This window comes from Nocardia sp. NPDC051981, assembly GCF_040680715.1.
Lineage (GTDB): Bacteria > Actinomycetota > Actinomycetes > Mycobacteriales > Mycobacteriaceae > Nocardia.
The window spans coordinates 359467-378191 of record NZ_JBFAXK010000002.1; the positions used below are offsets into that span (position 1 = coordinate 359467).

Here is an 18725-nt window from a genome sequence, read left to right on the forward strand (position 1 = left end):
CGCGCGGAACGGTTCGTATCCGAATCTGTGTAAATATCCGTCTCGAAGGAGATCTCGGCGGCGCCTCCACAGGGAGGCGCGGTGGGCCACCGGGATTCCGTACAGGAGGGAACCAGGTGGGCGCGAAAGCGGTATATGGACAGGATTCTCGGGAACTCGAAGCACCCACCTTGGGAGACCTGCTCCGCCGCCTGCGTGACAATCGCGGTGTTTCGCGCGAACGCCTGGCATTCAACGCCGGTGTAAGCGCAAGTTACATCACGCATTTGGAGAAAGGCGACCGCGGCAACCCGACCCGGGAAGTGGTCGAGGCACTCACCCGCTATCTGCACCGGCTGGATCCGCTGTCCACCGAGGACCGCCGCCAGCTCGGCGACCTCGCGGGCCTGGGATCGGGCGAGCTTCCCTCCCCGAGTGAACTGCGCGCGGCGATCACACCCGAGATGCTGCGGGGCCTGGAGCTGCACAGCCCGAATATGGCCGCCCTGCTCGACACCCGCGCCAACCTGCTGGCCAGCAATGACAGCTGGGACGCCGCCTTTCCGGGCCTGACCGAGGACGGCAATATGCTGCGCTGGTTCTTCGGCAATGAGCTGGCCACCCGGGTCATGGTGAACTGGGACGCCGATGCCCGCCGGGTCACCCGCTGGATGCGCGGATTGATCGGGCGATCGGGCAATACCGACGGATTCGCCGATCTCATTCGTGATCTCGGGCAATTCCCGAAATTCCGGCAGGCCTGGTCCGAGGGCGGCGTGGAGTTCGCACCGCATGTGTGGGCCGTGCAGTTGCGCGATCCGGTCACCGGGCTGCGGCGCAAGGTCTACGCCCAGCACGGCCGACTCGACAGCGGCGCCTACCCCGGCCAGTTGCTGACAGTTCTCGGGCTACCCGCCTGAACCCGCGTCACCCACGCAGGGGGATGAATTCGGCCGGCGCGCCGTCCACGGCGTCGGCCGGGACGACCACCACGCCGTCGCGGTGCAGCAGATCGGCCAGGTGCGCGGTGCGCAGCCGGAGATCGCCCTTGAAGCCGCCGCCGGGAAGCGCCTGGGCCGGAACGATGCGCAACACCGGCGCGGTCAGCTCGGCGGCGTTCACCAGCGGGCCCACGATCGGGTGGGCCGGGGTCGCACCCGTCAGGCCCTCGACCGTCGCGCCGATCAGCGTGAGCAGGGTGGCGATCGCCGCGAACGGATTGCCCGGCAGCCCCAGAATGACTGTGCCGGAGGCCAATTGCGCGGCCACCGTGGAGCCCCCGGGCCGCAGGCGCAGGCGGCGCAGCAGCATGGTGGCCTCGGAGCGGTCCAGCGCCGAGCGCAGCTGATCGGCCGCGCCGCCGCCGGTCGCGCCGACGATGACGAGCAGATCGCAGTCCGCGGCCGCGGCCAGCACCTCGTCGAAGGCATTCGCGGTGTCGCGCAGGTGAACCCGATCGATGGTGGTCACGCCGTACCAGCCCAGGACATCGGGCAGGATGGGCCCGATCGAGTCCCGGGTCTGACCGGTGTGCAGCGGCCCCTCGCCGCGAATCTCGTCGCCGGTCATGACGATTCGCGCCCGCACCGGGCCGCGCACGTCCGCCGCCGCGACCTCCGCGCTGGCCGCCACCGAGATCAGCGCGGCTGTCACCGGGGTGCCCGCGGCCGCGACTTCCGCACCGGGGAGCCAGTATTCGCCGCGCCGGCGCACATCCTCGCGAATCGGGGTGTCCGGCAGCCGGTACAGCGTGCCGTCGGCCTCGAGGCGGACGAACTCGTCGCGCACCACCGAACCGGTCCCGTCGGGCACGTGCGCGCCGGTGGCGATCCGCACCGCCTCGCCGTCCAGCAGGCCGACCGGCCGCTGCCCGCCCGCGAAACCGATATCGCGGCGCAGCTGCCAGGGCCCGTCGCCGCTCACCGCGTAACCGTCCATGGCCGAGACATCGAAGCGCGGCAGGGCGTCCGCCGCGAGCAGGGGCGCGGCCAGCGTCGCACCGCGCGCGGCCCGCAGCACCGCGCGGTGCACCGGCAGCGGGGAGATACTCCCGCGCAGCACGTCCCGGGCCTCGTCGAGCCACAGCGGCGCGGCCGTGAGTGCCGCCCCGGTTCGGGCCCGCCGCACGTCCTCGGGAGTGTCGCAGTCGTCCACGCCGGGTAGCGTAACCATGGCGGTATCCACCGGCACCAGCGCCTTCATCGGCCGATTCACCAGGGAATCCAGGTCTTTCAAAGCAGCGACCAGGGCGGCGCGCCGCCACACCCCGACCAGATACTGCGGGCGGCCCGAGGCATCCGCGGCGAAGACCGCGTCGCTGCCGGATTCCCGTGCGTGGGAAAGCAATTCGTCCACCGCCGAGGCGGTGAGGAAGGGCATGTCGGCGGCCAGCACCACGATCAGCCCGGCCGGGAACTCACAGCCGGCGAGGGCACCCAGCCCTGCGGCAATGGCCGCCACCGGGCCCGCTCCGGCCGGTATCTCCTGTGCCTGAAGGATTTCCGGCGGCAATTCGGGCCGATGCGGGCCCACCACCACGGTGCGTGCGCAGCCGGCGACCGCCGCCAGCGCCGCGTCCAGCATGGACTGCCCGCCGACCACGATGGCCGGCTTGTCCACCCCGCCCATCCGGCTGGCCTTTCCACCGGCCAGCACTATGGCGTCGACGGGTGTCACGAGCCCGTTCCGGGGCAGGGGCGTGTCCTTCGTTCACAGCGCATGGTTGAAGATCGTAGTGGCAGGCTGTTCGGAGCTTGTCGGGCGCGCCCGGAAACCTGCGCTTGCTAAGCAATTGCCGTTAGTCGTTACGTTATGAGATGTGCCACGACACATAGTAGAAATGGTGTTGTTTTAACGTTGAGAACAATCTCATATGGCAGTATCCGACCTGAGAACTGGCGGAGTACGCGGCGTTCGTCACCGTTCACACCAGGCGCCACACCGGGTCCCACTGTCCGGTACCGGGAGGACTCAGAGCGATGAAGGTGGGTTTGCTGAATGTTTGTGGAGAGGGAACGGCGTGGTGCTGGGCGTGAAACCGGATAGGGACTCCGACGATCTGAAGCCGCCGACATTCGGACTGCTGCTGCGCCGCCTGCGCGATGAACGAGGCGTATCACGAGAAAGGCTGGCGTTCAATGCCGGCGTGAGCGCCAGCTACATCAGCCATTTGGAGAAGGGCGATCGCGGCCACCCCACCCGCGAAGTGGTGGATGCGCTGCTGCGATATCTGGACCGAATAACCCCGCTGTCGGCCGTCGAGCGCCGGCATCTGCTTGACCTGGCCGGACTCGGCGTGAGCGAATTCCCCACCGTGGAACAACTGCGCGGTGAAATCACCGATGACATGCGCCGCGCCCTCGACCTGCACGAACCGAATCTCGCCGCCTACGTCGACACCCGCTGGAATGTGCTCGCCTGCAACGAAAGCTACTCCCGCGCGTTCCCCGGGCTGGAGCGGGACATCAATATCCTGCGCTGGTTTCTGGGCAACGAGGCCGCCCGTGAGGTCATGGTCGAGTGGGAGGAGGAGGTCCGGCTGACCGTGCACTGGCTGCGCGGTCTGATCGCGAGCTCTGGAGATACCGCCTGGTCGGTTGAATTTCTCGGAGAACTCGGACGTTTCGGACTTTTCCGGGAAATGTGGGACGAGGGCGTCGCGGCCTACGGCCGGCCCCGCGCCACCATGCGCCTGCGCGACCGCGAGCGCAACCGGCGCTTCGATATCGCGGTGCAGCTGTTCAGTGTCTTCAATGCGGCTTACCCCAGTCAGATTCAAATCTTCCTCGGCATTCCGAGCTGGCACGAGGCCGGGTGAGAATCCGCCGGCCGTGACCGCCATGGGCACGCCCCGCTCCCTCGAGCACTCGCGGCAGAAGGCTCCCGTCACCGCACGGCTTGGACCTCGCGTCCCCCGCGCATCCGCGGCCACGGTGTCGACAGCGCTCGCGTCAGCCGGTTATCCCGCCGGGCGTTGGACAGCTCGACCAGCCGGATCAGCAGCGGTGCAACCACTTCCGGATGAGTCCAGGCCGCGCCGTGCCCCGCGCCCGGAATGGTGACCACACCGCCTGCCCCGGCCAGCCCGGTGGCCAACGCCTCGGACTTCTGGGCGGTGCTGTTGGCGTCGTGACTACCGCGTACCACCAAGGCCGGCACGGAGATCTCCGGTAGTCGATGCAGTACCGAGCGCCGGTCCATCAGGCAGCGCGCGGCGGGCATGATGCTCTGGCGGTCGGAGTTGTACCAACGGCTGGTCCAGGCGCGCCACAGCCGCGGATCGGTGCCGCCGATGAGCTGCGGGGCCAATTCGGCGACCAGCGGGCCCAGCGGCTCGGGACCGGTCCAGCATTCGAAGAATTCGCGGTAGTAGGCCAATTCGGCCGGATTGCACGCGGTGGCCTCGGTATCGATCAGGGCCAGGCCCTGCACCCGCTCCGGTGCGAGCAGTGCCATGCGCAGTGCGGCGTAGCCGCCCTGGCTCATTCCGCCGACGACCGCCTTCTCGATTCCTAGTTCATCGAGAACCGCAAATCCGTCCGCCGCCAGATCCCAATAGCTGAACGGTTCGCCATCTGGTGACTGGGTGCGACCATGGCACCGCGCATCGACCGTTACGAGATTGACACCGGCGTCTGCCAGAGGTTCGCGCATCGGCTCGAACATCGACTCGTCCATCAAGAACCCGTGGGCGAGCAGCAGGGTCGGGCCGTTGATCTGGCTGGTGACGTAATGAACTGTTGCAGAACCTGATCGCACATAAGGCATGGTCGGACCCTAGACGGCGGAAGCGCCCGCTCCCTACATGTTTGCCCGCGTGGTGCCAGGCACCGTTCGGTGAGGTTCCCGACGGGTACCCACACTGGCCAGTGTCAGTACTGCTAGGGGTTTGCCCCAGATTGCCTCAAAACTGGACAACAAGATCAGGAGCCACTTTTAATCAGGCCGTGGCGCTTTTGGGACAAGCGCAATTTCAAGGGAGGAAACAAATGTTCGACGTCACCACCGCAGCTCGGCGCGACGACTTCCGGATCGATCGCGGCGCGGGATTGCGGGAGTCGCTCGAAGGTCTGCTGTTGCACGACGGGGTCGGCCTGGATGCGCGTATGCGCCACGCGATTTCGGCCGTGGTTCACCTCGCGGTAGATGCCCCGCTCGGCATTCCGGAAGACGCCGAAGAATTCCTGGGCCGGCTGGACGCCTCCTGGCTTTTCGCCGCCTGGAATGACAGTGATCAGGAACTGTCTCTGCTGAATACCCTCGCGTGCGGTGAGGTTCCGGCATTGAGCTGGTGCGAACTCATGTTCACCACCGCGCTCGCGCCGTGGTCGGGTGCGCCGGCGGCCGTGCACGCCCGTCGTATCTTCGTCAATGGTGACCAGGCCCGCCTCGCCGCTGTCAGTGGTGACTGCGGCATGGGCCGCGCGTAAAACATACCGCGCGTTTTTCTTTCTGATACTTCGCGCGCACTCCTTACCGATACTTATTGAAGGGAAAGAGGAAGTGAAGCTGCTTTTCACCAATTTCGACGCAATGTTCGAATCCCTCGCCCGCCGCGACGGAGCCGAGAGCGAATCCTGGCATCAGCAGGCGCTGTGCACCCAAACCGATCCCGAGGCATTCTTTCCCGACAAGGGCGGCTCCACCCGGGAGGCCAAGCGCATTTGCTCCTCCTGCGAGGTACGCAAGGAATGCCTCGATTACGCAGTCACCCATGATCAGCGCTTCGGCATCTGGGGTGGCCTTTCGCCGCGCGAGCGCCGTCGTTACGAGCGCGGCGCGGCCTGACGGGTAACCGGACCCGCTGGGTGATCCGGCTCAGCGCGGTGCACGGAATTGCCTGATCCTCGCGCGGGGAAGCGGTCGGGATCAGCAGCGTCAATCGATAGTCGCTCGTAAGAGACAGAATTCATTGGTCTCCGGATCGGCCAGGACCAGGACCGGCTCGACAGCCGGTGACTCACCGCCGGACGGCGGTGCGTCGGGGCCGACCGGAACCGCGCCCGCGGCCCGCAACCTGGCCGCCTCCACGACGGGATCGTCGCTGGGGAAGGTGACGAGATCCAGATGGAGACGGCTGCGCTCACTCGGCGCCGCCGGCTCGAGCAGGAATTCCAGCCACGGGCCCTGCCCGGTAGCTGCGCGGATACCCGCGTAGCGGGCGGTCCGGTGGGTGAGCGGCCAGCCGCAGGCGGTGGACCAGAATTCGGCCAGCCGCGACGGGTCCCGGGTATCCATCACGATGGCCGCGACCGCGCCGGTGTCCACGTACTGCTCACGCGGCTCCAGCACACAGAACTCATTGCCCTCGGGATCGGCCAGCACCGTCCACGGCACCGCGCCCTGGCCGATGTCCAGCCGGCGGGCGCCCAGGGCCAGCGCCCGGTCCACCTGCAGCCGCTGATGATCCAGCGAGCGGCTGCACAGATCCAGGTGGATGCGGTTCTTGGCGGTCTTGGGCCGCCGCGACGGGAGGAAGGTGAGCGCCACATCCGGAGCATCCGGGTCCGGTGCGGCGACATCGACCTCGCCGGGCCGGTCCACCGTCACCTCCCAGCCCAGCAGCTCGGCCCAGAACCGGGCCGCCGCCCTGGGCTCGACCGCATCGAACACCACGCAGGCCAGACGGGTGGACATCTTTTCACGGTAACCGGCGGGTGGGGTGGCGCGTATCAGGTTTCGGCGAACCGGTAACGGGCGCGCCGCAGGTCCACCCGGCCGTCCGCGATCGGACAGCCCTCCGCGGCCAGCTCGGCCAGCTGCCGATGCGCCAAATGTGGTGCGGGCGTGCCGTTTGCGCGCAGCACCCGGTGCCACGGCAGGTCCGCGGAATCGGTGCGCATGATCCAGCCGACCGTGCGGGGCGTGGACAGACCCGCCGCGGCCGCGATATCGCCGTAGGTGGCGACGCGGCCGGGCGGAATGGCCGCGACCAATTCACGCACTCGCTCGACTTCGGCTTCGGTGGTTGGCATTTCGCGCCTCCTGGGTCAGAGCAGGGCACGGACCAGCGCGGCGGTCCGCACCGGCCGCGCCTGCGCGACCATGTGGTCGCAATCGAATTCGTGGACGGTGAGCCGGTCACCCAGATGAGCGGTGAGCGCCGCACGGAAGTCCGGAGACACCAGCGGCGGGTTCACTTTCATCGCCTGCACCATGACCGTCGGCATCTCGCGGGGCGGCAGCACGAAGTCCCGGGCGATCTCACCCCAGAAGGCGATGATCGCCGGCATGGTCATGCGCCAGCCCACCCGGCCGTTCGCGGTGGGCACCAGGTGCTCCGCCAGTTCGGCATCCAGGATCGCCGGGTCCACCTCGGCCCAGGACGTCTCCAGCTTGTCGAACCGGGCCTGTTCGAGGCTCTCGTAATCCGGCGCCGCCAGCATGGAATTCGCGATGGTCAGCATGCGCTCGGGTTCCAGGCCGATGGCCGGATCCAGCAGTACCAGCCCGCGCACCAGCTCCGGGCGGCGATGCGCCAGATGCACCGCGGTGGCCGCGCCGAACGAATGCCCGAGCACCACCACGGGTTCGCACGTCTCGTGCTCCAGCAGCGCCGCGAGATCATCGACGAGAGTTTCGAAATCCCACGGCGGCACGCCGGGCGACCTCCCGTGCCCCCGCAGATCCGGTGCAATGATCCGGACATCGGGGAGATGCTCGTCGGCCAGCGCCTGCCAGCGCCGGCCGTGGCCCGTCAACCCGTGCAACGCCAGCACGACCGGACCGGTCGGGGGACCGAAACGATGACTATGAAGCTCCACCACGCTGCCCATTCTGCTGCCTGCGCCCGATATGAACAGCTTCCGGACTGTGATCGGCGGCACGGCCAACTCATGGCAAACGAAACCTGTCGGGGCGGTCTGTTGAAATAGCCGACGTGATGCGATCGGATAGCTCGGTGCAATTGGTGCGCCGGGCCGAGGCGGAGATCCCCTCACGGGAGTGGGACGCCGCCCTCCGACCGCTGTTCGACGACCTCGGCGCCGACCCCGGCTGGCAGCCCTGGCAGGTGCTCGGCGGACCCGGGACCGGCAAGACCGCGCTGCTGGCCGATGTGGCCGCCGCGCGCATCCTGGCCGGGGCCGCACCCGAATCGGTGCTGGTGCTCACCTACACCAAGCGCGCCGCCACCGCCGTGCGCGCCGCCATCACCGCTCGCGTCGCCGCGGCCGATCCGGAACTGGGCGGGGTGCCCGGCGCCACCCGCGGGCCGCTGGTGCGGACCATCCACTCCTACGCCTTCGGACTGCTGCGCTCCTTCGCGGCGGCGCACGGCAATCCGCCGCCGCGCCTGCTCACCGGATCCGAGCAGGACATCGTGGTGCGCGAACTGCTGCGCGGCGACCTCGCCGACGGCGCCGCCGCATGGCCCGAAAGGCTGCATCCCGCGCTGCCCACCGCCGGGTTCGCCGAACAATTGCGGGACCTCATGCTGCGGGCCACCGAACGCGGTCTGGGGCCCGAGGATCTCATCGAACTCGGGCGCACCCACGGCCATCCGGAATGGGTCGCCGCCGGGCGCTTCGCCGAACGTTATGAGCAGATCATGATGCTGCGCTGGTCGGTCGGCATGGACGTGCCCGAGGCCAGCGCCCCCGCCCTCGACGCCGCCGAACTCGTCACCGCCGCCCTCGACAGCTTCTACACCGACCCCGAACTCCTTGCCGCCGAACGCAATCGGCTGCGCTGCATCCTCGCCGACGATGCCCAGCACCTCGATCCCCATGCCGCACAGCTCATCCGCGCCCTGGGCAGCGGCGCCGCCACCACGGTCATCGCCGCCGACCCCGACCAGGCCGTCTACACCTTCCGCGGCGCCGACCCCCGCTTCGCCGCCGACCCCGACGCCCCCGCCGACCGCCGAATCATCCTGCGCCACAACCACCGCTCCACCCCGGCTATCCAGGAAATAGCCGACCGCATAGCCGCCCGCCTCCCCGGCGCCGCGCCCCACCGCACTCCACCGGCCGATTCCCGCCCCACTGCCGCCACCTTCGATTTCCTCCACGAGATCGCCGCCGGCCTCGTGGACGGCGACGAATCTCGCGGTGCCACAACCCCGCCGCACATCGACGGCCCGGCCGGCACATCGGGACCGGACGACGCGACGTCCACGACCGTCAACCGCGGCACGCGCCGTTCGAACGGCATCCGGCCCGCCGCCGCGGCCCCGCCGCACCCGAGGGTCGCCGGCGATCGGGGCGGCACCGGGCGCAGTCAGGCCGGAGCGAGCGATTCGGCGCGGCGCTCGGCCGGCGGTACCGATGAACACGGTCGATCCGAGAATGCCCGGGGCGGTACGCACTCCGGTGGCGAGGTGCGGGTGCAGGTGCTGACCACACCGGCGAAGGAGGCGGCACTGATCGCAGATCATCTGCGGCGCGCGCATCTCACCCACGGGGTGCCCTGGTCGCACATGGCGGTGATCGTGCGGTCGGTGCCGCTGTCGCTGGCGCCGCTGCGGCGGGCGCTGCTGGCCGCCGGTGTGCCGGTGCGACAGCCGCCGGCGGATGTTCCGCTCGCGCGGCGGCGGGGCGCGGTGTGGATGTTGCTGGCGCTGCGGGCCGTAACCGCGGGCGATCCGACCTCGGTGCGGCATCCGCGGCCGATTGCGTTCACCGCCGACGACGCGCTCGACCTGCTGGCCGGCCCGCTGGGCGGGGCCGACCAGATCAGCCTGCGGCGGCTGCGGCGCGGTATCCGGCGCACGGTCATGGAGCTCGGATATCCGGAGCGTGCGACCGAGGACGATGCCGAGCGTGATTCGATCGGTGCGGCCGAATCCGAAGCGATGGAATCAGATCCGACAGACAGCGGGCGACCCGCCGAGTTGCCCGGTGCGGGTACGGGCTCGTCGTCCGCTGCCGCACCACCGCGTGGCGACAGCCCGGTCCGGCCGCTACCGGACGCCGAATTCGACCCTGGCGCGGAGCGATTCGCCGACCTGGATCGGTCGTCGGCGGAGATTCTGCGGGATCTGCTGGTGGGGGCCGGGAATCGGGTGGTGCTGGAGAAGCTCACGCCGGTGGAGGCCGCGCCGCTGCGGCGGGTGCTGCAGGCGCTGGGGCGGGCGCGGAAGGTGCGGCGGGACGGGGGCGGGCTGGAAGACGTGATGTGGGGGGTGTGGACGGGCTCCACGCTGGAGCGGCGGTGGGTGGGGCAGTCCGAGCGCGGGGGAGCGGTCGGGATGCAGGCCGATCGGGACCTCGACGCGGTGGTCGGGTTGTTCGAGGCGGCCGCGGCGTATGTGGACCGGCTGCCGCGCGCCACCATCGAAGGATTCGTGGAATACCTGGAGCAGCAGGAGATTCCGCAGGACAGCGCGCCGGTCACCGATCCGGGCGAGGCGGTGACCATCTGCAGCGCGCACGCGGCCGCCGGGCGGGAGTGGGACACCGTGGCAGTGGCGGCCGTGCAGGAGGGCATCTGGCCCAATCTGCGGCCGCGCGGCACCCTGCTCGGCGTCGAGGATCTGGTGGATCTGCTTGCGGGCGTGGGCGGTTCGGGGGAGAAGGTGAGCCGGGCCGCACCGCTGCTGGCCGAGGAGCGGCGATTGCTGCTGGTGGCGTGCAGCCGGGCGCGCCGGTCGCTGCTCGTGACCGCGGTCGAATCCGTCACGGGGGACCAGGATCTGGTGCCGTCGCGGTTCCTGGCCGACATGGACGGCGAGGCCGCCGACGGGCAGCCGGGCCGGATCCCGCCGCCGGTGGACCCGGGCCGCGCCCTGGCCATGCACGCCCTCATCGCCGAATTGCGCGCCGCCGCCTGCGATCCCGAGACCGCGCCGCAGCGCCGGCTGCGCGCGGCCCGGCAGCTGGCGCGGCTGGCGGAGGCCGGGGTGCGCGGCGCGCACCCGGACGACTGGTACGGCACCGCGGAGCTCTCCTCCACGAACGCGCTGTGGGACAGCGAAGACGGCGCGATCTCGCTGTCGCCGTCCACCGTGGATCAGCTGAAGACCTGCCCGCTGCGCTGGGCGCTGGAGCGGCACGGCGGCGGGGACGGCGAGAACCCGCACGCGCTCAAGGGCAATCTGGTGCACACCCTGGTACAGGCGCTGGCCGGGCAGGTCAGCGAGGACCAGGTCAAACAGGCCCTGGCCAAGGCGTGGAAGAAGGTCGACCCCGCCGCCCGCGACGGCGAGAACTGGCACTCCCGGGCGGAACTGCGCCGCACCGAGACCATGGTCGACACCTTCCTGGCCTGGCTGCGCAATACCCGCGACGAGCTCACCGCCATCGGCGTCGAGGTGCCGGTGGACTGCGTGCTGCCCGCCCGCGGCCCCGGCGAACAGCCGGTGCGGATCAGCGGACGGGTCGACCGGGTGGAGCGAGATGCCCTGGGCCGCTTCGTCATCGTCGACGTGAAGACCGGCAAGACCCCCATCTCCAAGCAGGCCGCCGAGGAGCACGCACAGCTGGCCACCTATCAGGTCGCCGCCGCCGAGGGCGCGCTCGGCGAGGGCGAGCCCGGCGGCGCGCGCCTGGTCTACGTGGCCAAGCCCAGCAGCAAGGAGGGCGCGACCCAGCGCGCCCAGCCGCCGCTGGACGCGGACGGAATCGAGACCTGGCGCACCGTCATCCACGACGCCGCCGATGCCTCCAAGGGCCCCAGCTATCTCGCCATGCGCAATGACGGCTGCCGTCACTGCAAGGTCGCCGGCAGCTGCCCCGTGCAGGACACCGGCCGGCAGGTGACGGACCAGTGAATGCGGCATCGCGTAGCGATCCCGTGGGGGGTGGTGGCCGGGCGACGGGTGGGCTCACCCCGCGTCAGCTCGCCGACGCGCTGGGCCTGCCGCCGCCCACCGACGAACAAGCCGCCGTCATCGCCGCCCCGCCGGGACCCACCCTGGTGGTGGCGGGCGCGGGCGCGGGCAAGACCGAGACCATGGCCGCCCGCGTGGTCTGGATGGTGGCCAACGGCCTGGTCGAACCCGAACAGGTGCTGGGACTCACCTTCACCCGCAAGGCCGCCCAGCAGCTCACCCAGCGCATCCGCACCCGCCTGGCCCGGCTGGCCGGCGCGCCGGTGGTGCGCGACATCGACCCCACCGGCCACCTGCGCGCCCAGCTCACCTCGTCCGAACCGGAGATCAGCACCTACCACTCCTACGCGGGCCGCCTGCTCACCGAATACGGCCTGCTGCTGCCGGTCGAACCCACCGCCACCCTGCTCACCCAGACCCAGCTGTGGCAGCTCGCCTACCGGGTCGTCTCCACCTGGGACGGCGACCTCGACACCGACCGCAGCCCCGTCGGCGTCACCGAGGCCGTGCTCGCTCTCTCCGGCCAGCTCGCCGAACACCTGGTGGAACCGCACCAATTGGCCGCGGCTCACCTGGAATTGGAGCGACTCGTCCACACCCTCCCCGCCGGACCCCGGCAGAAGGGCGGCCCCAAGAAGGCTCTGCTCGACCTCCTCGAAGCCCAGCACGAGCGCGTCGCCCTGCTGCCCCTGGTGGATCGTCTCGCGGAGGAACTGCGCCGCCGCGGCGCCCTGGACTTCGGCGCGCAAATGTCCTTGTCCGCCCGGCTGGCCGCCACCCACGCGGAAGTCGGTGCGGCCGAACGCGATCGCTTCCGTCTGGTCCTCCTGGACGAATACCAGGACACCGGCCACTCCCAGCGCATCCTGCTCTCCTCCCTCTTCGGTGCGACGGCTCGACCCGACCCGGCCGCCGCGCAGCCCCGTCGGCAACCGCTGGCCGTGACCGCGGTCGGCGACCCCATGCAGTCGATCTACGGCTGGCGTGGCGCGTCAGCGGCCAATCTGCCGCGCTTCGCCACCGACTTCCCCAGTGCCCCGGGGATTCCCGCGCCGATCCTGCCGCTGCTCACCAGCTGGCGGAATCCGCCGGAGGCCCTGGATCTGGCCAACCTGGTGTCGGATCCCCTGCGCGAGCGGGCGGCGCGCGGCGGGGGCGTGACGGTGGACGCGCTGCGGCCCCGCCCGGACGCCACGGCCGGAATGGTCGCCTTGGCACTCGCGGAAACCGTTGCGGTGGAACGGGAATGGGTCGCCGAACGGATCGCCGCCGAATGGGAGACCGCGAACGACGCGGGCGACCCGCCGCCCACCTCCGCGGTGCTGGTGCGACGCAATGCCGATGCCGCCCCGCTCGCGGAAGCCCTGCGGGACCGCGGATTACCCGTGGAGATCGTCGGTCTGGGCGGGCTGCTGCACACCCCGGAGGTCGCCGATATCGTCGCCACCCTGCGCCTGATCGCCGACCCGTCGGCCGGTAGCGCGGCGGTACGCATCCTGACCGGTGCCCGCTGGCGTATCGGGGTGGCGGACATCGCGGCCCTGTCCCGCCGCGCCCGGGAGCTGTCCATCCGCCGCCCCGCCGGGCAGACCGACGCCATCACCGACACCGCCACCCTGGACGAGGCGCTGCGCGAGGTCGCGCCCGAACCCGCCGAGAAGGCCGGACTCGGCGACGCCATCGCCGATCCCGGTGAGCCGGACCAGTATTCGGCACAGGGATTCGCCCGCATCACGGCGCTCGGCCGCGAGCTCTCCGCGCTGCGCGAGCGGGCCGGGCAGCCGCTGGCCGAACTGGTCGCCGATGTGGAGCGCACCATCGGCATCGGCGTGGAGACCCAGGCCCGCCGCACCCACGCCGCCGCCGGGCGCGAGCACCTCGACGCCTTCGCCGAGGTGGTGGCCGGATACTCCGCCGACCACCGCTCCTCCCTGTCCGGCCTGCTCGACTTCCTCGCCGCCGCCGAAGAGGTCGAAAACGGTTTGGAGCCAGGCGAAGTCGAGGTCGCCCACGACCGCGTCCAGGTGCTCACCGTGCATGCGGCCAAGGGCCTGGAATGGGAGGTGGTCGCGGTCCCGCACGTGGTGGACGGCACCTTCCCGTCCGGCACCGGCACCGCCACCTGGATGGGCGCGCTCGCCGAACTCCCGACCGCGCTGCGCGGTGACCGCGAGCAGGAGGACGCCACCGACGGCGTCCCCGTCCTCGACCTGGCCGACCTCTACGACCGCGCCGACCTGGAACGCGCCCTCGACGACCATAAGAAGGCCCTCGCGGCCCGCCGCCTCGACGAGGAACGCCGGCTGTTCTACGTGGCCCTCACCCGCACCGAGCGCGCCCTGTTCGTCTCCGCCCACCACTGGTCGGAGACCGGCTCGAAACCCAAGGGCCCCTCCGCTTTTCTGCTCGAGCTCAAACAGGAGACCGAGGCTCCGGGCTCGGAGCTGGCGCGCGGTGTGCGCATCGACCGCTGGGACGATCCGCCCCTGCCCGACACCCCCAACCCCTTCACCCACAACCCGCAGACCGCCACCTGGCCGCGTGACCCGCTCGGCTCCCGCCGCGAATTCGTGGAGGAGGGGGTGACCCTGGTCAGGGCCGCTCTCGACACCCTGCGCGCCGAATCCCGCCCACAGCAGACAGAACTCGACTTCGGGCCCGAATTCGGCGGCGCCGCAGCCGAGCCCGAGGACGAGGATCCCGAAGGCTGGGCCGAGGATGTCAGCGCCCTCATCGCCGAGCACCGCGCCGCCGAACAGGCCGTGCGCGAGGTCGAACTGCCCGGCCAGCTCGCCGCCACGGCCCTGGTCGACCTGAGCGCCGATTCCGCGAAACTCGCCGCCCGCCTGCGGCGTCCGCTCCCGTACCCGCCCAGCCCCTACACCCGGCGCGGCACCGCCTTCCACGCCTGGCTGCAGCGCTGGTTCGGCGGCGCGCGCCTGCTCGGCTTCGAGGAACTGCCCGGCGCGGCCGACATCACCGACACCGATGCCGACCTCATGCGCCTGCAGGAGGCCTTCCTCGCCTCCCCGTGGGCCGACCGCAATCCGGTCGAGGTGGAGATCTCCTTCGAAACCACCATCGCGGGCACCGTGATTCGCGGCCGCATGGATGCCGTCTTCCGCCGCCCCGACGGCATCTGGGTCATCGTCGACTGGAAGACCGGCGCGGAACCGCAACGCGCCGAAGAGGATTCGGTCGCCGTCCAGCTCGCCGTCTACCGGCTGGCCTGGGCCCGTCTGGAGGCGGCTCGCAGTGGCCGCGCCGAATCCGACCTGCTGGCCGAGACGGTCGCCGCCTTCCACTACGTCCGCACCGGCCGCACCATCGCCCCCGAACACCTGCCCAGCCCAGCCGAACTCGCCGCCATCATCACCGACGCGGCCCCCCGCCGGATTCCGCCGACCCCGCCCGAACCCCCGCTCCCGCCCGAGCCGGACGACGACGACCCGGGTCCTGCCGAGCCCACCGATGTCGAAATGCTGCGTCTCCCGGCCGCTTCGGGGCGACCCGCACCCGCCGGATACGACGATGAACCCGCGCCCGGGTTCGAGCCGCCGCCCGACCCCGAAGCGTCACCCGGCTCCGATGCGCCACCGCCCTCGGCTCCGATGCCGGCCGAGCGCGCCGATGCCCGCCCGGGCTCGCACCGGGATCCGATGCCGGGCTTCGATTTCCCACCCGATTTCGAGCCGCCACCCGATCCGGAATCGGTGCCGCCGGACCCGCTGGACTGAGTCCCGGACCGCCGCGTGACTTCGCGACGCGCGCCCGCCGAAACCGCCGCACGGCGTTTCGCCCGGTACGCTCCGGACCTGTGCCGCAGCCAGAAGTGCCCGAAATGACCGGTGATTCACGTGTTCGGTGACTCCTCGCGCGGACTGGCCGGTCTCACCGAGCGGCCCGACCACGCTCTGGTCGGCGTCCTGCGGGTCCCCTCCGTCCAGTCCAGCCCCTGGTACTCCCTGGTGCGGCGGCTGGGCGTGGCGGTGCTGCTGCTGGTGGCGGCCACCCTGGTGGTGTACATCGGACGCGACGGCTACCACGACAACGCCCGCGATCGGATGGGCCTGCTGGACTGTGCCTACTACGCCACGGTGTCGCTGTCGACCACCGGCTACGGCGACATCACACCGGTCACCCCCACCGCGCGGCTGATCAATATTCTCATTGTCACGCCGCTGCGGATCCTGTTCCTCATCGTCCTGGTCGGCACCACCCTGGCGGTGCTCACCGAACGGTCCCGGCAGGCGTTCAAGATTCAGCGATGGAGGCGCACCGTGCGTAATCACACCGTGGTAGTCGGCTACGGCACCAAGGGCCGCACCGCAGTGGACGCCATGCTGGCCGACGGCGCGCAGGCCGGCGACATCGTGGTGGTCGACACCGACCCCCAGGTGCTCGAATTCGCCGCCAATGCCGGACTGGTGACGGTGCACGGCTCGGCCACCAAGTCGGATGTGTTGCGGCTGGCCGGAGTTCAGCACGCCGCGGCCGTCGTGGTGGCCGCCAACCGCGACGACACCGCCGTCCTGGTCACCCTCACCGCCCGCGAAATCAATCCCAGGGCAAAGATTTCCGCGGCCGTGCGCGAGGCCGAGAACACCCACCTGCTGCGTCAGTCCGGCGCCGACTCGGTGGTGGTGTCCTCCGAGACCGCCGGACGCCTGCTCGGCATCGCCACCACCACCCCCGCGGTGGTCGACATGATCGAGGACCTGCTCACGCCCGAGGCCGGTTTCGCCATCGCCGAACGCGACGTGGAGACCGAGGAGATCGGCGGCTCCCCGCGTCACCTGCGCGACATCGTGCTGGGCGTGGTGCGCGACGGCCGCCTCATCCGCGTCGGCGATCCCGAGACCGACGCCCTCGAGGCCGGGGACAAACTCCTCTATCTGCGCCGCGTCCACGCCTGACGATCGCGCCCGTCTAGTCTCGGGGTGTGTCAGGTTTCCAGCTGAATGCCGTTCCGGTGCTGTCCCGTACCTCACTCGACCGGGCCGAAGACCTCCGCTCCGACGAACAGACCCTGAAAGAGGGCTGGGCCCAGGCCAAACTCCTGCGGATGAACAAGCGCGGACAGGTCCGCGTCGACAACGGGACCGTGGTGCTCGAGCCCGCACTCACCCTCGCCTCCGAACGCGCGCCCGAGGCCGTCTTCCTCGGCGTGGACGACGGCACCCACCTGTGGGCCGTGCGCGACAACACCATCGAGGGCACGCTGGCCGACCTGCGCGCCTACGGCTCCACCCTGGATCTCGACGATTTCGGCACCGGCCTGCTCTCCACCGCCATCGCCCTGCTGAACTGGCACGACAAGGCGGCCTTCAGCGCCGTCGACGGCACCCCCACCACCTCTGCCAACGGCGGCTGGTCGCGTGTCAGCGAAACCGGGCACGAGGATTTCCCGCGCACCGACCCGGCCGTCATCTGCCTCATCCACGACGGCGGCGACCGCGTGCTGCTGGCCCGCCAGCACACCTGGCCGCAGGGGTTGTTCTCGCTGCTGGCCGGTTTCGTGGAGGCGGGGGAGTCGCTGGAACGCTGCGTCGAACGCGAGATCAAGGAGGAGGTCGGCGTCGACGTCCGCGAGATGCGCTACCTGGGCAGCCAGCCCTGGCCCTTCCCGCGCTCACTCATGCTCGGCTTCGCCGCCGTCGCCGACCCGGACCAGCCGCTGTCCTTCCACGACGGCGAGATCGCCGAGGCCTACTGGTTCACCCGCGACGAGGTGCGGGCCGCGCTGGCCGCGGGCGCGTGGGGATCGCCCACCGGGGCCACCGGCGGCGAGGCGAAACTGCTACTGCCGGGGTCGATTTCGATCGCCCGGACCATTGTCGAATCCTGGGCCGCCGAAAGCTGATCGGGCACAACAAGAAGCCGCACACCTGCTGGTGTGCGGCTTCTTTCTTCATCCCCGGGGCTAGCCGATGGCGGCCAGGGCCTCTTTCACCTGGACCAGGGTGGGGTTGGTGGCCGTCGAGCCGTCGCGGTACTTCACGGTCGGCACAACGTGATTGCCGTTGTTCACGCTGCCCACGAATTCGGCGGCATCGGGGTGGTCCTCGATGTCGATCACCTCGTAGGTGATGCCGGCCTCGTCGAGCTGCTTCTTGAGGCGACGGCAGTAGCCGCACCAGGTCGTCGAGTACATGGTCAGATCGGTAGCAGTCACGGTCGGTGCAACATACTCGCCTCGGATCGTGTTCCCCGCGGAGGGTCGGTTGTGAGCCGATCGACCCTGTTCGGAACCGATCGAAGATCAGGGGTTGACGCAGAAGTACTAAGCGCGCATACTAATTGCATGACGTTCATCGCTGAAGCCTCCGCCACCTCGACCGCCACCCCCGCCGCCTTCTTCACCAAGTGGGCCGACATGGCCACCTGGCCCGAGTGGAACCAGGACACCGAGTGGGTCACCCTCGACGGCCCCTTCCAGCAGGGCGCCACCGGCACCCTCAAGCCCAAGGGCGGTCCCAAGACCAAGTTCGTCGTCACCAAGCTCACCGACACCGAATTCATCGACTCGTCCAAGCTGATCGGCGCGCGGCTGATCTTCGCCCATGAGGTCACCACCGACGGTGAGCGCACCACCGTGAAGGTCCGCATCACCATGGAGGGCCCGCTGCGCGGCCTCTGGAACAAGATCATGGGCGGCAATCTCGCCAAGTCCCTGCAGGGCGATGTCGAGGCCCTGGTCGCGGCCGCCGAGGCGGTGCTGGTATGAGCACCGGGTACTGGCTCGCGGTCGTCTCCCGCGATCATGTCCGCCGGGGTGTGGAACTCGGCTTCGCGCAGGCCAATCACGGCAAGCGCGCGGCCGTGGAACGCATGAAGGCCGGGGACGGACTGGTCTACTACTCGCCCCGCACCGGCATGCGCGAGGGCGAACCGATCAAATCCTTCACCGCCATCGGCACCGTCGCCGATGGCCCGGCCTGGCAGGTCGAGGAACAGGGCGGCTGCTTCCGCCCCT

15 protein-coding genes and 1 pseudogene (1 of these 16 running past the window's edge) are annotated in these 18725 nt (G+C 70.2%); 10 read left to right on the plus strand and 6 right to left on the minus strand.

Going from position 1 to position 18725, the window contains the following annotated elements; genetic code table 11:
• Nucleotides 1-170: 170 nt before the first annotated feature.
• Nucleotides 171-899 carry a helix-turn-helix domain-containing protein gene (locus tag AB0L60_RS05575; RefSeq protein WP_364607711.1) on the plus strand — a complete coding sequence of 243 codons (729 nt, stop codon included), beginning with the start codon at nt 171-173 and terminating at the stop codon, nt 897-899.
• Nucleotides 900-906: 7 nt separating this feature from the next.
• Here the strand turns inward: AB0L60_RS05575 and AB0L60_RS05580 are convergent, their stop codons facing one another.
• Nucleotides 907-2655: an NTP transferase domain-containing protein gene (locus AB0L60_RS05580; protein ID WP_364607714.1), complete on the minus strand. Its 1749-nt coding sequence runs from the start codon at nt 2653-2655 to the stop codon at nt 907-909.
• 355 nt (nt 2656-3010) lie between these two features.
• Here AB0L60_RS05580 and AB0L60_RS05585 point away from each other — a divergent pair, with 355 nt between their 5' ends.
• Nucleotides 3011-3796 (plus strand): helix-turn-helix domain-containing protein, encoded by a 786-nt coding sequence (locus tag AB0L60_RS05585; RefSeq protein ID WP_364607717.1) that lies wholly within the window; start codon nt 3011-3013, stop codon nt 3794-3796.
• Nucleotides 3797-3864: 68 nt separating this feature from the next.
• Here AB0L60_RS05585 and AB0L60_RS05590 read toward each other — a convergent pair whose 3' ends face one another.
• On the minus strand, nt 3865-4746 hold the full coding sequence (locus AB0L60_RS05590; RefSeq protein ID WP_364607720.1) for an alpha/beta hydrolase: 882 nt from the start codon (nt 4744-4746) through the stop codon (nt 3865-3867).
• A gap of 179 nt (nt 4747-4925) precedes the next feature.
• On the opposite strand from AB0L60_RS05590, the gene AB0L60_RS05595 reads away from it, so the two are divergent.
• Together AB0L60_RS05595 and AB0L60_RS05600 are read left to right on the plus strand one after the other, a co-directional pair.
• On the plus strand, nt 4926-5408 hold the full coding sequence (locus AB0L60_RS05595) for a hypothetical protein (protein ID WP_364607723.1): 483 nt from the start codon (nt 4926-4928) through the stop codon (nt 5406-5408).
• A 73-nt stretch (nt 5409-5481) separates the two neighbouring features.
• Entirely contained in the window at nt 5482-5766 is a 285-nt protein-coding gene (locus AB0L60_RS05600; RefSeq protein ID WP_364607726.1) for a WhiB family transcriptional regulator, read from the plus strand.
• 90 nt (nt 5767-5856) lie between these two features.
• Here the strand turns inward: AB0L60_RS05600 and AB0L60_RS05605 are convergent, their stop codons facing one another.
• From AB0L60_RS05605 to AB0L60_RS05615, 3 genes are read right to left on the minus strand one after another with little or no spacing between them, the layout of a single operon-like run.
• Nucleotides 5857-6615 carry a VOC family protein gene (locus AB0L60_RS05605; RefSeq protein ID WP_364607729.1) on the minus strand — a complete coding sequence of 253 codons (759 nt, stop codon included), beginning with the start codon at nt 6613-6615 and terminating at the stop codon, nt 5857-5859.
• A 35-nt stretch (nt 6616-6650) separates the two neighbouring features.
• Complete coding sequence (locus AB0L60_RS05610) at nt 6651-6953, minus strand: MGMT family protein (RefSeq protein ID WP_354840404.1); 303 nt, start codon at nt 6951-6953, stop codon at nt 6651-6653.
• Nucleotides 6954-6968: 15 nt separating this feature from the next.
• Nucleotides 6969-7754 carry an alpha/beta hydrolase gene (locus AB0L60_RS05615; RefSeq protein ID WP_364607733.1) on the minus strand — a complete coding sequence of 262 codons (786 nt, stop codon included), beginning with the start codon at nt 7752-7754 and terminating at the stop codon, nt 6969-6971.
• 107 nt (nt 7755-7861) lie between these two features.
• Between AB0L60_RS05615 and AB0L60_RS05620 the strand changes: the two genes are divergently transcribed.
• The 4 genes from AB0L60_RS05620 to nudC all read left to right on the plus strand — a co-directional run bounded on the left by AB0L60_RS05620 (nt 7862) and on the right by nudC (nt 17612).
• A complete protein-coding gene (locus tag AB0L60_RS05620) occupies nt 7862-11689 on the plus strand; it encodes a PD-(D/E)XK nuclease family protein (protein WP_364608551.1) in 3828 nt (1275 codons plus the stop codon).
• An 80-nt stretch (nt 11690-11769) separates the two neighbouring features.
• On the plus strand, nt 11770-15486 hold the full coding sequence (locus AB0L60_RS05625) for a UvrD-helicase domain-containing protein (protein ID WP_364608554.1): 3717 nt from the start codon (nt 11770-11772) through the stop codon (nt 15484-15486).
• 111 nt (nt 15487-15597) lie between these two features.
• On the plus strand, nt 15598-16665 hold the full coding sequence (locus AB0L60_RS05630; protein ID WP_364607736.1) for a potassium channel family protein: 1068 nt from the start codon (nt 15598-15600) through the stop codon (nt 16663-16665).
• A 26-nt stretch (nt 16666-16691) separates the two neighbouring features.
• Complete coding sequence (nudC, locus tag AB0L60_RS05635) at nt 16692-17612, plus strand: NAD(+) diphosphatase (protein ID WP_364607739.1); 921 nt, start codon at nt 16692-16694, stop codon at nt 17610-17612.
• A 60-nt stretch (nt 17613-17672) separates the two neighbouring features.
• Here the strand turns inward: nudC and AB0L60_RS05640 are convergent, their stop codons facing one another.
• Complete coding sequence (locus AB0L60_RS05640) at nt 17673-17924, minus strand: mycoredoxin (protein WP_354840418.1); 252 nt, start codon at nt 17922-17924, stop codon at nt 17673-17675.
• Between the two features lie 129 nt (nt 17925-18053).
• Between AB0L60_RS05640 and AB0L60_RS05645 the strand changes: the two genes are divergently transcribed.
• Both AB0L60_RS05645 and AB0L60_RS05650 read left to right on the plus strand, forming a co-directional pair.
• Nucleotides 18054-18476, plus strand: coding sequence for an SRPBCC family protein (locus tag AB0L60_RS05645; protein WP_364607743.1), 423 nt, complete (start codon nt 18054-18056; stop codon nt 18474-18476).
• Nucleotides 18473-18725, plus strand: a pseudogene (locus AB0L60_RS05650) (EVE domain-containing protein); it runs 230 nt beyond the window's last position. The gene AB0L60_RS05645 and the pseudogene AB0L60_RS05650 overlap by 4 nt, the downstream one beginning before the upstream one ends.